The organism is Aliiglaciecola lipolytica (genome assembly GCF_018860635.1).
GTDB classification, from domain to species: domain Bacteria; phylum Pseudomonadota; class Gammaproteobacteria; order Enterobacterales; family Alteromonadaceae; genus Aliiglaciecola; species Aliiglaciecola lipolytica_A.
Window position 1 is genome coordinate 37,589 of record NZ_JAHKPT010000032.1, and the last position, 15,467, is coordinate 53,055.

General features: G+C 40.3%; 13 protein-coding genes. 3 read left to right on the plus strand and 10 right to left on the minus strand.

Features of this window, described 5'->3' with window-relative positions; translation table 11 throughout:
* The first annotated feature begins 10 nt into the window (after nt 1-10).
* A complete protein-coding gene (locus KO530_RS17215; protein WP_216049695.1) occupies nt 11-3,124 on the plus strand; it encodes an efflux RND transporter permease subunit in 3,114 nt (1,037 codons plus the stop codon).
* Nucleotides 3,125-3,216: 92 nt separating this feature from the next.
* Here the strand turns inward: KO530_RS17215 and KO530_RS17220 are convergent, their stop codons facing one another.
* The 4 genes from KO530_RS17220 to KO530_RS17235 all read right to left on the minus strand — a co-directional run bounded on the left by KO530_RS17220 (nt 3,217) and on the right by KO530_RS17235 (nt 6,373).
* The gene (locus KO530_RS17220) at nt 3,217-3,597 is read right to left on the minus strand and encodes a DUF2750 domain-containing protein (protein WP_216049696.1); all 381 of its coding nucleotides are present in this window, start codon (nt 3,595-3,597) and stop codon (nt 3,217-3,219) included.
* Between the two features lie 325 nt (nt 3,598-3,922).
* Nucleotides 3,923-4,135 carry a hypothetical protein gene (locus KO530_RS17225; protein ID WP_216049697.1) on the minus strand — a complete coding sequence of 71 codons (213 nt, stop codon included), beginning with the start codon at nt 4,133-4,135 and terminating at the stop codon, nt 3,923-3,925.
* A 153-nt stretch (nt 4,136-4,288) separates the two neighbouring features.
* The gene (locus KO530_RS17230) at nt 4,289-5,275 is read right to left on the minus strand and encodes a GGDEF domain-containing protein (RefSeq protein ID WP_216049698.1); all 987 of its coding nucleotides are present in this window, start codon (nt 5,273-5,275) and stop codon (nt 4,289-4,291) included.
* A gap of 162 nt (nt 5,276-5,437) precedes the next feature.
* Nucleotides 5,438-6,373, minus strand: a complete 936-nt coding sequence (locus KO530_RS17235; RefSeq protein ID WP_216049699.1) for a D-2-hydroxyacid dehydrogenase — start codon at nt 6,371-6,373, stop codon at nt 5,438-5,440.
* Nucleotides 6,374-6,512: 139 nt separating this feature from the next.
* Here KO530_RS17235 and KO530_RS17240 point away from each other — a divergent pair, with 139 nt between their 5' ends.
* Nucleotides 6,513-8,330: a trans-sulfuration enzyme family protein gene (locus KO530_RS17240; protein ID WP_436792307.1), complete on the plus strand. Its 1,818-nt coding sequence runs from the start codon at nt 6,513-6,515 to the stop codon at nt 8,328-8,330.
* A 61-nt stretch (nt 8,331-8,391) separates the two neighbouring features.
* On the opposite strand, the gene KO530_RS17245 is transcribed toward KO530_RS17240, so the two are convergent.
* The 3 genes from KO530_RS17245 to KO530_RS17255 are packed head-to-tail and all read right to left on the minus strand — an operon-like array spanning nt 8,392 to nt 11,337.
* Nucleotides 8,392-8,868, minus strand: coding sequence for an Lrp/AsnC family transcriptional regulator (locus KO530_RS17245; protein WP_216049700.1), 477 nt, complete (start codon nt 8,866-8,868; stop codon nt 8,392-8,394).
* A gap of 47 nt (nt 8,869-8,915) precedes the next feature.
* A complete protein-coding gene (locus tag KO530_RS17250; protein ID WP_216049701.1) occupies nt 8,916-10,028 on the minus strand; it encodes an anhydro-N-acetylmuramic acid kinase in 1,113 nt (370 codons plus the stop codon).
* A gap of 13 nt (nt 10,029-10,041) precedes the next feature.
* Nucleotides 10,042-11,337, minus strand: coding sequence for a peptidoglycan DD-metalloendopeptidase family protein (locus tag KO530_RS17255; RefSeq protein WP_216049702.1), 1,296 nt, complete (start codon nt 11,335-11,337; stop codon nt 10,042-10,044).
* 212 nt (nt 11,338-11,549) lie between these two features.
* On the opposite strand from KO530_RS17255, the gene tyrS reads away from it, so the two are divergent.
* Entirely contained in the window at nt 11,550-12,749 is a 1,200-nt protein-coding gene (gene tyrS, locus KO530_RS17260) for a tyrosine--tRNA ligase (RefSeq protein ID WP_216049703.1), read from the plus strand.
* Nucleotides 12,750-12,906: 157 nt separating this feature from the next.
* Here the strand turns inward: tyrS and KO530_RS17265 are convergent, their stop codons facing one another.
* From KO530_RS17265 to KO530_RS17275, 3 genes are all read right to left on the minus strand, one after another.
* Entirely contained in the window at nt 12,907-14,238 is a 1,332-nt protein-coding gene (locus KO530_RS17265; protein ID WP_216049704.1) for an NAD(P)/FAD-dependent oxidoreductase, read from the minus strand.
* Between the two features lie 128 nt (nt 14,239-14,366).
* Entirely contained in the window at nt 14,367-14,936 is a 570-nt protein-coding gene (locus KO530_RS17270; RefSeq protein ID WP_216049705.1) for a GNAT family N-acetyltransferase, read from the minus strand.
* A complete protein-coding gene (locus tag KO530_RS17275) occupies nt 14,929-15,369 on the minus strand; it encodes a hypothetical protein (protein WP_216049706.1) in 441 nt (146 codons plus the stop codon). Before KO530_RS17275 ends, KO530_RS17270 begins: the two co-directional genes overlap by 8 nt.
* Nucleotides 15,370-15,467 lie beyond the last annotated feature (98 nt).

Here is a 15,467-nt window from a genome sequence, read left to right on the forward strand (position 1 = left end):
ATTATTTCCTATGAAAAATATTATATCCGCTTCCATCGACCACACGCGCACAGTATTAATGATTTTTGTACTCTTGCTGGTCTCTGGTGCAGTAACCTATTTAAATATTCCCAAAGAATCAAATCCTGATGTACCTATTCCCTTCATCTATGTTTCGATTGTCCATGATGGCATTGCGCCGGAAGACGCTGAGCGAATGCTCGTCAAACCAATGGAAAGGGAATTACGCTCCATTGACGGCTTAAAAGAAATGAAAGCAACAGCAGGCGAGGGCTTCGCCAGTATTACTATGGAATTTGTTGCTGGTTTTGATTCCAAAGAAGCGTTAGCAGATGTGCGCGATAAAGTTACAGTGGCTCGCGCGAAACTCCCAGAAGAGACAGAAGAGCCAACGATTCACGAAATTACAATGGCGGGGCAGCAGGCCGTTTTGACGGTGGTGCTGTCTGGCCCTGTTTCTGAAAGAGCACTGATAACCACCGCCCGAGAACTACAAAATGGACTTGAAGGACTGTCTGAAGTGCTTGAGGTGGACATTGGTGGTGACCGTGAAGACTTAGTGGAAATTATTGTCGATCCCTTGTTGTTGGAGTCTTACAGGCTTGATCAAAGTGAAATTTTAACCCTCTTATCTCGCAACAACCGATTGGTACCTGCGGGTACTATGGATACCGGAGTTGGTAGCTTCGCGGTTAAAGTTCCGTCGGTTTTTGAAACGGTTAAAGACGTATTGGAACAGCCAATAAAAGTTGATGGTGACAGAGTGATCACCTTTGAAGATGTAGCTCAGGTGCGCCGTTCTTATAAAGATCCGGCAGGCTTTGCTCGTTTAGATTCTCATCCCTCAGTGTCGCTTGAAATAAAAAAACGTCCGGGTGAGAACTTGCTGATTACCGTGGAAAAAGTCAAAGCCTTTGTGGAGCAAGCCAAAGGGTCTTCAATTTGGCCGAATAGTGTGAATGTTACATACACAGGCGACCAGTCAATAAACATAAATACGATGCTCGGTGACCTACAGAATAATGTCACCAGTGCAGTAGTCTTAGTGGCTATAGTAATAGTTGCTATATTAGGCGTGCGCACCGCGTTTTTGGTGGGCGTGTCTATACCAGGTTCTTTTCTAACCGGTATTTTGGTTATTTCCTTGTTTGGCTATACCTTGAACATGGTGGTTTTGTTTTCTCTAATTATGGCTGTTGGTATGTTGGTCGATGGTGCCATAGTGGTGACAGAATATGCCGATAGGTGCATGAGCGAAGGTCAAGACAAGAAAAGTGCTTACAAAAACGCAGCTCTGCGCATGGCATGGCCAATAATCGCCTCTACCGCTACGACGTTAGCCGCGTTTGCTCCGTTAATGTTCTGGCCGGGTATTATGGGTGAGTTCATGAAGTACTTACCTTTTACCCTGATAGCAGTATTAACCGCATCACTGTTAATGGCATTGGTATTTGTACCAACTTTAGGAGCCGCTTTTGGTAAACCTCGATATATCAGTGAGAAAACCAGACAACAACTTGAACAAGCTGAACACGGCGATCTGCTTGCACTTGATGGATACACCGGTGGTTACATTCGATTTTTATCAAAGGCCATTGCTCACCCTTTAAAAAGTTTATCAATTGCTGTTGTTTTTGGTCTAGTGATTTTTACTTTATATATTTCATCAGGCTTAGGCGTGGAGTTTTTTCCAAAGGCCGATAGTCAAGGCGTGAACATCACAGTGAGATCTACCGGTGATTATTCGGTTTACGAAAAAGACAATATCATCAAAGAAGTGGAAGCAAAGTTAATTGATATGCCTGAAATCGATACTTTGTATTCTCGTTCTGGTGGTCAAGATCAAATTGGAACGCTGCGGTTGAACCTTCTCGACTGGCATTTACGAGCCCACTCAGATGAGGTTTTAATTGACGTAGAAAAACGAATTGGAGATATGCCTGGGCTCGACATAGAAGTCGCACCTGACCAAGAAGGGCCTCAGTCTGGTAAAGATTTACAAATTGAAATATCTTCTCGATACCCTGAATTATTGAATGATGCAGCATTAAAAATTCGTAAGGCGTTAGATGCGAACTCGAAATTTACGTCTATCGGTGACACTGCGTCAAAGCCCGGTATTGAGTGGCAGTTGAAAGTTAATAGAAGTGATGCTGCAAGGTTTGGCGCTGATGCTACCTTAGTGGGTAACACGGTACAATTTGTGACGACAGGCTTACGAATCGGGGAATATCGACCAGATGACGTGGATGATGAATTAGATATTCGGGTTAGATTTCCGCGCACTGACAGGTACATTGGTAAGCTTGATGAATTGAGATTAAAAACAGCAAATGGTCTGGTACCCATAAGTAATTTTGTAGAACGCACTGCCCAATTGAAAACCGATTTAATTCGTCATGTGGATAGCAAACGTGTGTTGCAAGTTGAAGCGAATATGGTACCTGGCGAGTTATTAAGCATTGCTCTGCCTGAGCTAAGGGAGCAGCTACCTAAGTTGAATATAGATCCCAGAGTAGAGATCACAATTAAAGGCCAAAATGAGCAACAAGAAGAGTCCCAAGCATTCTTGCTCAATGCATTTTTGATAGCTTTGTTTGTTATGGCTATTATTTTAGTGACGCAGTTTAATAGTTTCTACCAGGCTTTCTTAATTTTGAGTGCGGTATTATTTTCAATTGTAGGTGTGGTACTCGGTCTGCTTATATTCCAGAAACCCTTCGGCATAGTCATGTCTGGAGTGGGTGTTATCGCCCTAGCCGGGATCGTGGTGAATAATAATATTGTGTTGATTGATACCTACAACATATTAAAAAGTGAAGGGCTTAAAACGACCGAGGCAATATTGCGCACAGGAGCACAACGTTTAAGACCCGTAATGATGACTACGGTGACGACCATTCTCGGGTTATTACCAATGGTAATGGGTGTTAATATCGACTTCATGGGGCGCAATGTTGATATTGGTGGTCCATCAACTGAATATTGGTCTCAGTTAGCTACGGCAGTGGCTGGTGGATTAGCCTTTGCGACTGTGTTAACACTAGTATTAACACCATGCATGTTGGCGTTTAAAGATAATTTACGAGCATATTTACCCAAACCACGGACTGCAATTGAATAATCATTATTTGGGAATCGCGAATTTGCTGAGATAGATTATCTAGAGTGAGGCCTTGCGCCTCACTCTAATGATAGGTTTTATCAAAGTTAACTTTAGTTTAATTTAGACTGACTTCTTTGTTTTAATTCAGAATCAAAAACATCTGGAAAAACAACAATTCCCTCTTCATCAGGGTTTGGAAAAACTGCAATATTTACCCCGTCTTCCTCTAGACCGCCAGTCCAGCGCTCGAACCAATCTTGCAATGGAATCGCTTTAGGTGTGCATTGTGCCCAATCACCCGTTGCCCAATATTCAGCAAATTCTTCAGAAGGCCATACTGGCACGCAGTCCTCATCTTCACTATTAAGCATAACGCAGCCATGCTCGTCAGTGAGGATCCAAATTTTTTGGTTGATTGTTACCTGAGTTAACAAGTAGGCATGCCGTTTTTCTGGGGACATTTGAATAACATCGTTAAGTTGCGAAGGCATAAATGTTTCCTTATAAGAAGCAGAAGTTAGGTACAAGATAAATCCAATATTGGTGTTAAAAAAATCAAAACACCTGGTTGAGAAACTATGGATTAAATAGCGCATATGAATATGCACAGACTTATATCACTAAAACCCATGGTGATACTAGTATTTAGCAATGGAATTCTGATTCTGCATTATTAATAGTCTAGAACAAAGTAGCGATTATTTTCTTTGTCATTCTGGAGTGTACAAATTTAAGCACAACTGATATTTAATCAATGCTTGAATAATTTGTGTATATGTAGGTAGTAAGTACTAACTCTAAACTGGCTGGTGCTGCTTACTTTCTTTTGTGTTTTTGGCCCGCCCCCCAGCCAATGATGCCAGCACCAAGAATTGCGCCTATCCAAGCAAATGGCAGTATTTGCGGATTGAGTTCTTTAGCAAATACTATGGTCAACATTGAGGATGCACACAATAACCAGCCAAATAATTCCATCTTATTTAGATACTTTGTGATGAAGTTGGGTTTACTTTCCGGTGGAGGTGCCATGAAATTATCTTTATTAATCGTAAATGAGAAGATGTGACATTTTGATCTTATTGAGTGCCATGTGCAATAACTAAAGGTTAATTAGATGAGGTAAACGAGTGGGAGAAAAATCTATTTCAAAATATCCCACAAACTAATCTCAATCGATTGTTTTTATGCGACACAGCAATTATTTCGGCCCAAATCCTTTGCTTGGTACATCGCCCGATCAGCACGACCCAACCATTCAAAAGCAGTTTCGTGGGGCTCGTATTTGGCTGTGCCTACTGAAATTGTAATATTGTGTTTAGCTAACCAACCTTCATTTTCAATAGCAAAGCGAAACTGTTCCGCTAGTTTGATTGCATCTTTGAGAGGGGTGTTTTCGGCAATAATCACAAACTCTTCGCCACCAAACCGATACAGTTTATCAGTAGAGCGAATGCGCTTTTCTATGGTTTCCACAAATGCCTTTAAAATATCATCGCCTTTAGCATGACCATAAGCATCATTGACCTTTTTGAAGTTATCTAGATCCATCAATATAAGGGAAACAGGTAAGCTTTGTTCTCTTCTTTGAAACGCAATCACATCTAATAATTTTTCTTCCATTGCTCGTCTATTGCCGGCTCCGGTTAACGGATCGCTAGTGGCCAGCTCGGTCAATTGTTGTTGCTGTTTGCGCATGCGATCTGCAAATGCATAACTAAATAGTAAAGTCGCTATTGCTGTTACGTAGAACTCTAAAGCCAAAAATACAGTGAGTTGTTCGCGCAGCACATATCCGATAGAGAGTAAAATCACCAAGCTGTATATCGCAGCCATGTTTGCAGGTAATAAGAAAAATATGGCGGTCAATGCTGGAAAAATCCACATCAATTGACTTATACCTTTGAGCAATATAGTTACAAACACAACAAACATGGCAACAAAAGCTAGTATGCGGCCAGGTATCAGGGTCTGATGAGTTCGGTAAACATAAACAAAAAGAGAACCTATTGCGAATACCGCAAATAGATCTAAGCAAGCGACAGCCCAATCTTGTTCCATGATTCGATAGATAGCAAAAGGCAATACGCCGATCGTACTTGCGCCGCTGAGAGTAAGGATAATGCTTTCTTCAGCACTACGCTTTTTTATGGGGGCAGAATGAGTAATCATAATTTCTGCATCCTCCGTGATGCTTAAACCACTTAATAATTCTCTGTATAGGTTTAATACAGCATATCAAAGTATAAGGACGCCACTTATGATTATTTACACTAATATAGTCATCTTTAATAACCATAGTCAGTTGTAATTTTACCGGAAACAATTGAGTTATTAGTAGCCTTTTTCCCAATCGATTAAATTTATTAGTTTTTCGTTTCGATTAAATAAGCGCAAATTTTGCAGAAAGATTTTAGATATTTCGTCTGGTTTAGAAATCGCCGCAGTATGCTGGGTGATATAGAGGTTGTCTAAACCCCAAAACGGATGATCTTCAGCTAATGGTTCTTTAATAAAAACGTCTAAAACCGCGGCCTGTAATTGATTATGTGAAAGAGCATGAAGCAGCGCATTCTCATCAATAACTTGGCCTCTACCTGCGTTTATTAATATGCATTGGTGGTTTAATAATGACAGAACCCCTTTGTCTATTAACTTTTCAGTTTTATCTGTATGTGGCAATAGTACAACGAGGTAGTCTAATGAATGGGCAAATTCTTGAAGCTGATTAAGTTGATAAAACTCATCTACAAAATCCAATTGTCGTATGTTTTGTGCAATACCTATGACTTGCATTCCAAAGTGTTTAGCAGTTTTCGCTATTTCTGTACCGATTGAACCCATACCCAGAATACCAATGGTTTTTCCCTGTAAAGGAGCGCAAAGGGGTTGCGTCCAATTTCGATTTGTCTGCAAGTCTTTAAAAGTTTGAATTCTTCTTGCGAAATACAGCAAATAACTGAACACATATTCACGCATTTGCGGCCCAAAAATATCTTTTACACCAGTCAATTTAAAATCGTGGGGAGCCGAATCAAAAAACGGTTTTATGCCTGCCCAAGTCGATTGAACCCACTTCACATTTGGGCAATGGGGTAAAACATCAATACACAGATTAGGCTCGCCTAGCACTACATCAATAGTGTGAGCGTCGGAAATTAAGGCCGGATCTTTGGGGCAAATTTGAATACTGAGATCAGCTATTTTAGCCCGTTCAATATGCTCTACATAGTCAATTGCATCTTTGCTACTAATCAATAAATTAATCATTTAGTTCTCTCATAGTAAACTTAACTTTCCTATTTTTGCCGAATTTATCAAAATTATATTCGTAACATTGTTTAAATTTGCTTATTTAATTGCTTAATATTGTTTTTAACAAAATATTATACATTTTAGTAACAACTGAATGCAGAGTAACCTTATGGAAAATGAGCAACAAGTAAACCAAGCTAAATTACTTTCTCCAAGACGTAATACTACAGAGGCTGTTAGTATTGATGAACTTGCACAAGAGCAGTTGGCACATTTCGGAATTGAGCCTCACTCTGAGTATGGTAAAGCATTGTTTGCTACAGCCAAACATCTTTACTTAGCCCAACTTGATGTTAATAGACTTTGGACAATAACCAATGAGACTTTGGATGGTTTAAGCAAAGAAAACAAGTTGGCTTATTTTAATGCGAAGAAGTTTCTTTCATTCCAAATTGCGAAAATACTCGACACTCTGCAGAATCCTTTTAGGGCAACTTATCAGAGCATGACTCAACAATCTGGCTCACAGGTGTCTAAAAGTCACTACCCATTGTTTGACAATATTCCAGCATTATTTTCTGCTACACCAGTGATCGTGCGCACTGCAACTTACGTTTACGCGTGCACTGAATGGGTCGATGATGCTTTTCACGGTAAGGAATTTACTCACCAAATATACTCAAGATTACTCAATCCTACCAATATCTCTTTAGCTAATGCGATTGTTGATTTAGAAGCAGGCCCTTATTCAGCTGATTACTTGGCATGGAATTTCAACTCTGGCATGGCTGCGATTGACGCTTTACTTTCAAATGTACTTTCCCACTCGGATATATTAATTGTTTCGCGCAATGTATATGGCGGTGTTTACCAGCTTTTACACGACTATTTTGCCCGTGAAAATAGAATGAATATTCAGTTAGAGTGGTTTGATGGTTACAGTGCAGAAGAGTTTTCTGATTTTATTAAGCAGGTTAAAAGCAAACATAAAATTAGCTTAAAAACACAAAACCTACATGTGTATTTGGAATCACCATGTAACCCTCATGGTTACGTATTGGATGTGGCAGGCATCTGCGAAATTGCCCATAGAGAAAATCATTTAGTAATGCTAGATGCAACCTTGGCTACGCCCATTTTACATCAGCCATTGCAGCAAAAAGATAAATCTAAAAGACCAGATTATGTAGTACACAGTTATACCAAAGACATATGTGGAACGGGAGCAACTACAGCAGGTGTAGTTATAGGCGAAGGATTTCGAATGTTTCAACCTAAGGGAAGCTGTGTCAATGGAGTTGATTGGTCGCGTACAATGTTTTGGGATGTATATTACATTAAAGGGGCTTTTCTTGATTCGGAAAAAGCTTTTGATGTCTTAAGTGGTATGAAAACACTTGAGCAACGAATAATGAATAAGGTGATAAATACCCAAGTATTTAGTCGATTCTTAGAGGCCCATCCTTTATTTAATGTAAATAGTCACGCATTACCAAACCACCCCAATGCTGAATTACGAAAGAACCAAATGCGGCATGGTTGGCCCTGTGCATTATTCACCATCGATCTTGAAAAGGCGGGGTTAACCCGAGAGGCATTTGTTCGCTTCTTTGACGCATTGGAACCGGCTTTTAGTCATCAGGTAAGTATTGGACAAAATAATACGATTATCTTATGTCCAGCTTTAACCTCACACTCTGAGCTATCAACTGCAGAACAACAAAAAGGTGGGATTCACCCTACTACCATGCGTATTGCAATGGGAACCGATAACGTTAAACAGTTAATGGCTCATTTAATCAATAGCGCAAAATTGCATATTGATCCCTGTATTGCGAATTTTAGCCAGCAATTTATGAGCCTAGAAGAAATTGATAAATTGTATATGGAAATATGTATGCAAGTTTGTCAGCAACATTATGGTTCAGGACCTAAAATGCATGGATTAGTACATCAAGAAATGGCCAAATAAGCATACACTAAGGTGAGTTTTAAAGCGCAAATAGTAACCCTATAAACGGCGTTACTTTTCGCTATTTGAAGTTAGGTAGGGTGTGGCTTATTTGATGCTCGTATACCAGCGCAGTTTCCACATGGCTAACTTCTTTTCGGGCAGTAATTGCATTGAACACAAAGTCTCTGAGATGAATGGAATCAGTTACCGCCACATGTACAAAAAAGTCATTTTCACCGCCCATATGAAATATATTTAACACTTCGGCCATTGGTAATAGTGATGTTTGAAAGTTGTCTACTGTTGCGCGATTGTGATCCTTTAAGCGTACCGAAATCATTGCTTGAATATGCCCTCCTAGAGCGTTCAAGTTAACTTGCATACTCAAGTTTTCGATAATGCCATCAGACTGTAATTTTTTAACTCTTTCCAGACTTGAAGATGGCGCTAACTTAACTTTCGCGGCGATGTCCTTATTACTTAAACTGGGATCTGCATACATGGTTGCTAAGATCTCTAAGTCTATTTTATCTAGCGCTCGCTGTGGATTTTTCACGTTATAATTTCAATTTAGTTAAGGGTTGTTTATGCATTTTTACTAACCTAATGGGCGGGAAAATAAGCGCCTAACACCGCTGGACGACTAGCACCGGTTACTGAAGGTAAATTCCCTGGCATGTCTAGATTAAATGCATAGGCTAACCAAGCAAACGCAATCGCTTCTACGCTGTCGGGGGAAACCCCAAGGTCATCGGTTGTACGCAAGTCGCACTCAACAAGTTCGTTTTCTAAACATTCCATCAAAAAATCATTGCTCGCACCACCACCACAGACAAAAACTTCTTCAACACCCTCAAGTTGGTTGATTTGTTGTGCTATTGAGCATGCGGTCAACATGGCAAGTGTGGTTTGCACACATTCTTTGGAAACGCTTTTGGGATAATCCGCAAGGTGTTGCTCTAACCAAGCTAAATGGAATAATTCCCTGCCAGTGCTTTTGGGTGCCGGTAAAGTGAAAAAAGGTTCATTAAGTAGCTTCTTTAAAAGTTGCGCGTCGTGACTTCCTTTGGCCGCCCAAGCGCCATTTGCATCGTAAGGTAGACTGAGATGTTTTTGACACCAAGCATCCATTAGCGTGTTTCCTGGACCGGTATCAAAACCTAAGACTGATTGTTGTGCATCACTAGGAATATGAGTGATATTAGCAATACCACCAATATTTAGGATCACTCTTGAATGATGTGAGTGACGGAATATCGCTTGGTGAAATGCCGGTGTTAATGGAGCTCCTTGGCCGCCTAAGGCGATGTCTTTACGCCTAAAATCTGCAATTACATCAATACCCGTCAATACTGCTATGGTATTCGGATCGCCAATTTGTAGGGTAAATCCATTGTTGCCACATGGGTGATGTCGAATTGTTTGCCCGTGGGAACCAATTGCGGCGATTTTGGATGCTGATATTTCATTCTTCAATAGAATGTCATTAACAGCATGGGCGAAGACCTCAGCAACTTCACGATCAGCATGTCCCATAGCCACTAACTCATTGCCCGAGGAAGCGCACAATGAATTCAAAGTGCGCACTAATGCAGGAGGATAGTCATAGGTTTTACAATCTATGATAGAGGGTTTAATTTTCGAAAAATCTACAATCGCTACATCAACACCATCCATACTGGTGCCAGACATCAAGCCTAAATAAAGGTTTGACATAATGCTCCTAATGCTAACGGTTCATTGCAAGCATAATTCGTTTTGTATTGTTAAGTTGATTCACTCGTTGTTCTGCAATTTTTGCAAATAGAGGTGCTTCAGATTTTGCTATCGGCTGAGCTTTAGGCAAAGTCACTGTACGTGGGTTTCTATGAACTCCGTCGACTAAAAATTCATAATGCAAATGCGGACCTGAGGCTAATCCTGTTGAACCTACATAACCAATAACCTGTCCTTGTTTAACAGTTTGGCCATTTTTCACAGCTCGTTTAGAAAAATGTAAGTATTTAGTCACATATTTTTCGCCGTGCTGGATAAACACATGGTTGCCGTTGTATTTATCATAGGTTGATCGAATAACTTTACCATCACCCGCTGCAATGACTGGCGTTCCCGTGTTTGCTGCGTAATCAACGCCTCTATGGGCCTTCCAGCGTTTTTGAACCGGATGAAAACGTCTTTTCTTAAAGCTTGAACTGATGTATTTGAAGTTCACTGGAGCACGCAAAAAGCTCTTGCGCATGCTGCGTCCTTCCGGTGTGTAATAATTGCCGTCATCATATAGTATTGCGGTAAATGATTGACCTTGATTAATAAACTCAGCTGCAACTATTTTACCACTTTCAACAAATTCACCGTCGATAAAGTGTTCTTCAAATACCACATTAAAACTATCACCTTCACGCAATCCTAACGCGAAGTCGATATCCCAACCAAAAATGCCAGCTAAGCTCATAATGTGCTTTTCTGATAAATTAGCTTTTACGGCAGCATTCCAGAAATTATTTTCTATTTCGCCTTGGGCGTAGTTGAAACGAGTATCCAACTGTTTAGTTTCGATATTACTTGCAAAACTATTCTGTTCTTGACGTTTGATATATAAGGTTTGAGTTGAAGATAGCTCATAACTTAACGATTCAAGTTTTCCTTGCTCATCAATTAATAATTGTAAGCTTTGACCAGGTCGAATTTTGAGTAATTTTTTTGCGTCATCGCCGGCATTACTAACATAGTAGGTTTCCTGCGGAGTAAGCTTGGCGCGCTTAAATATCTTGGCTAAGTTATCACCTTTAGCAACAGTGAAAGATTGCCACTGCAAAGGTTCTTCATCCAAAGCTTCTGTTAACTGTTGTTGAGAGTTGATAGTAAGCGGTACTTCGTACCTTTTGCCAACTTCTAATATTTGACTGTTTTTGGATGCTTTAGCGGATTCAGTCGGGATGAACAACAAGAGTAAGAAAAATAACGCAAAGCCAGATAATAAGGCTTTGTGTTTGGTTGGTAAGCGTTTTAAAGTTCTTTGTACCACTGTAACGAAAATCTCTGAATTAGTTAGCTAAGTTGAGAATATAACGATTTAAGTTAATTTTCTAGTTTCAGGTTAAATAATAACCAGTTAAGTGAGCATGTTACAGGATACATGATTATATAAAAATATACAGAATTCCTTTCACAATCGACTCTGCATGGGTAAAATGCGCGGCTGATAAAAAACTAATGTGTGAAAATTGAGGTAGCAAAATGACAAATTGGCAGGACGCAATTCGTGAGATTAAGCGCGGCGCGGACGAAATTTTGATCGAAGAAGAACTCATTGCCAAGTTAAAAGAGGGTAAACCTTTAAAAATCAAAGCTGGCTTTGATCCCACAGCACCGGATTTGCACCTAGGGCACACAGTATTACTTAACAAACTGCGCACTTTTCAGTCTCTTGGACACGAAATCATATTTTTGATTGGTGACTTTACAGGCATGATTGGAGACCCTACGGGAAAAAATGTAACCAGAAAACCGTTGAGCCGTGAAGATATTATTGCGAACGCCGAAACCTATAAAGAGCAAGTCTTTAAAATTCTTGATCCTGAAAAGACTAAGGTTCGCTTTAATTCAGAGTGGATGGATAATCTTGGCGCAGCAGGTTTGATCAAACTAGCCGCTAGACAAACCGTAGCTCGTATGTTGGAAAGAGACGATTTTAAAAAGCGTTATAATAATGGCCAAGCTATCGCAATCCATGAATTTCTATATCCATTGGTTCAAGGTTGGGACTCAGTGGCGTTGGAAGCGGATGTGGAACTAGGTGGTACAGATCAACGATTTAATTTGTTGATGGGGCGGGAACTACAAAAAGCCGAAGGTCAGTCACAACAAACTGTGCTGATGATGCCGCTTTTAGAAGGTCTCGATGGTGTTCAGAAAATGTCTAAGTCTTTGGGTAATTACATTGGTATAACCGATGCACCGAATGAAATGTTCGGTAAGATAATGTCTATTTCTGATGAACTGATGTGGCGCTATTTTGATTTACTTAGCTTCAGACCGATCGAGGAAATAACGCAACTTAAACAAACAGTGGAAAGTGGCGCAAATCCTCGAGATATTAAAATTGAATTAGCAAAAGAAATTATTGCGCGTTTTCATTCAGAGCAAGCTGCTGAAGGAGCTCATCAGGATTTCATCCAGCGTTTCCAAAAAAATGCGATTCCCGATGATATTCCTGAAATTGAAGTGGTTCCAGAAGGTGAAGGAATGCCTATTGCTAATCTATTAAAAGAAGCAAACTTGGTTGGCTCAACTTCAGAAGCTATGCGCATGATAAAACAAGGCGCGGTAAAAATAGACGGTGAAAAGGTCGAGGATACACGTTTGTTAATCGCCAATAGTAGCGAAGCGGTTTATCAAGTTGGTAAACGTAAATTTGCAAAGATAAAACTAGGCTAATCCTAGTCAAGTTTAACAACTATGCTAGGTTTCGAATAATGCGCATACAGCAATGTTTGCGCATTATTTTTTTAGAGACAACAGCATATTTGAAAGGCGAGGGTAGCCTTGCAAGAGGTCGGCGATGTGACAAGGCGAACGCCTTATCACTAGGGGGTTAATCTCGTAGTGAAGCTAACGCGTAATAAGCGCTAAGCCCAACACGCCGAAATTGAGAAAATGGAAACTTGGGTAATTGCGACTGCCAAAATGGTAAGTTTGGTAAGCTTTCAGGCTCACAGATGTTTTGCGCAAGACGTTTGCCTGCCAGCGTCGAAAAAGCCAATCCCGAACCGCAGTATCCCATCGAGTAATGGATGCTCTTATCCTCACTATGATTAATTCTTGGGTAATTGTCGTAACTCGCACTGACCCAACCACTCCAAAAATGATCGATATCTATTTTATCTAACACTGGGAAAGTATTTTTAAGGCCTTGGGCGAGCCGCTTTTTATTGATTGGGTTGTTGGCTTTTTTGCCATTTATCGCGCCTCTACCGCCGAATAAGATTCGATTATCCGGTAGCAATCGATAATAGTATTTCATACGGCGTGTATCCATTGCCATTAAACCTGCCTTGAGCTGGATGGTCGCCAATTCGGAAATTTTAAGAGGCCGTGTCACAATGATGCTAGAGAGCACTGGGAAGTGACGGTTTGCGATTAACGGATGCATCTTTGAGCCCGTATAACCATTAGTGGCAATAATAACTTTTTCCGCGGTTACTCGGCCGTTTTGAGTATATAGGCAATGATGATTGGTTTTTTGCTGCCAATTAATCACCGGTGAATTAGAAAAAACCTTAACTCCAGCTTCTGTTGCCATTTGATAATAGCCGAGCACCAATTTCATTGGATTGACTGCAAAACTCTTATCAAAATAGATACCACCGAACATATTGGCACTTTTTAAAAACGCGTTATTTACTTCCTGACTGCAAACGAACTTGACTGATTCACCGTAGCGCTCACTTAATTTTTCAGCTTGCTTTCTTAACCCTTCTACTTTTGCGCGTTTATGGGCAAGTTTAAGGTAACCGCCAGGAGTTTTATCACAATCAATATTACCTTGCTCGATAAAGTCGTTAACAGTGTCAATCGACTCCATATATTCTTGGAAAACACTTTGAGCTGTCTCTCTGCCCCATTTTTGTTCCATATCAAGCAGTGATAATCGGCCAGTTCCTGGCAGCACGAAACCGGCATTACGCCCGCTGCAACCCCAACCAGGATCGTTGGCTTCAATTACGACCACAGACTTGCCATACTTTTTAGCTAGATGGTAAGCAGAGGAAAGGCCTGTATATCCGGCGCCTATGATGGCGATATCAGCTTGTATATCATTAACTAATGACGTTGTTTCTGGAAATTTTTCGATACTTTTAGCCCAATATGAATCGGGATATTGTTGATGAGATTTTGGATATGGCTCAACGATAGGATCATACATATTCTATTAAGTGCCTATTGTATATGTCGTTTATAAAGATTGAGTTTCATTTTAATTAGGGAGCTCGTGCATTCTAAGACCGATAAATTTAATTGCCTTTATGCGTTAGAAACTTCAAGGGATAAATATTAGAACTTCAAAAGCATTTCAGCGGCGACGCATTCACAGAGGTCTTTGCAAACGGGACAAACATAGTCGTCTTCAATACTGGAAGATTGCCATTTCCCTGGATGCTGCTTTACCAGCTTTCCTCCGCATTTGGAAAAATACCGAAATGCGCTATTCCCAGGGCTTGCTAGCCAGATATGTGCCAGACCAGCCAATGCACCTTGTTGTTGTGCTTTTTTAATCGACAATGAAAGTAATTTAGAGCCGATACCTGCTCCGCGGTACTTGTCGTTAACGGTATTACACTTAAAATAACAAACTTGCTCTACAGGCACTCCCCATCGCTCTGGCGTACACCATTTATCTGGAATCCAGTTGTTGGCCGCTATTGTCAGTCTAAAACCGATTAATTCGTCTCCAATTAGTGACACAAAGCTCGCATTTATATTATTTGCGAAAGACTGCTTGTATAAAGTTTCTATCGCGTTTTGATTAAGATAATTAGCTCCATGAACATGATTGGCCAAATTTAGAACGCGCTCGAAATGTGAAGGGTCTAAAGGACAAAATTGAATTTGTTGATTATGCATTAGGTTCAATGGAGGACTCTATTTGTTGTAAAACTGAGTGAACAAAACTGACGCATTGTTGGTAATTTTCATAAACCCTTTCATCTAATGATGCTGGATTTTTCGCCGCGCTGCGAATGCGACGAAGCTGCTCGGTAGATAATGCTGTGCCTACGCAGTAGGCGTCAACCACGCAGCCTGCTTGTTCAGTCTTTTGATGAGTTATATGAACGACGCTCGTTGCATCGTCGGTATATGCTTGACAAGCTGAGAAATCACCGACATATCCAAAGTATTTATCTGGGATAGTTTGTAATATTTTAGTCAAATCTCGATCGTATTGAGTGGCCAATTGGAATCCTATTGGTCCGGTAACTACACCCGTAAGAATTTTGTCACTATAAGACAATGTGTAACTGGCAAACCTATCTCTTCCTGAGTATTCAGTCATCATTTCACTTCTGGTTCTAAGTTCAGATTATACTAGGTTAATAATAGCACTTAGCGCGAATTTTCAAACAGAGTATCTATGCAATTAGACTAAAGTAGGTT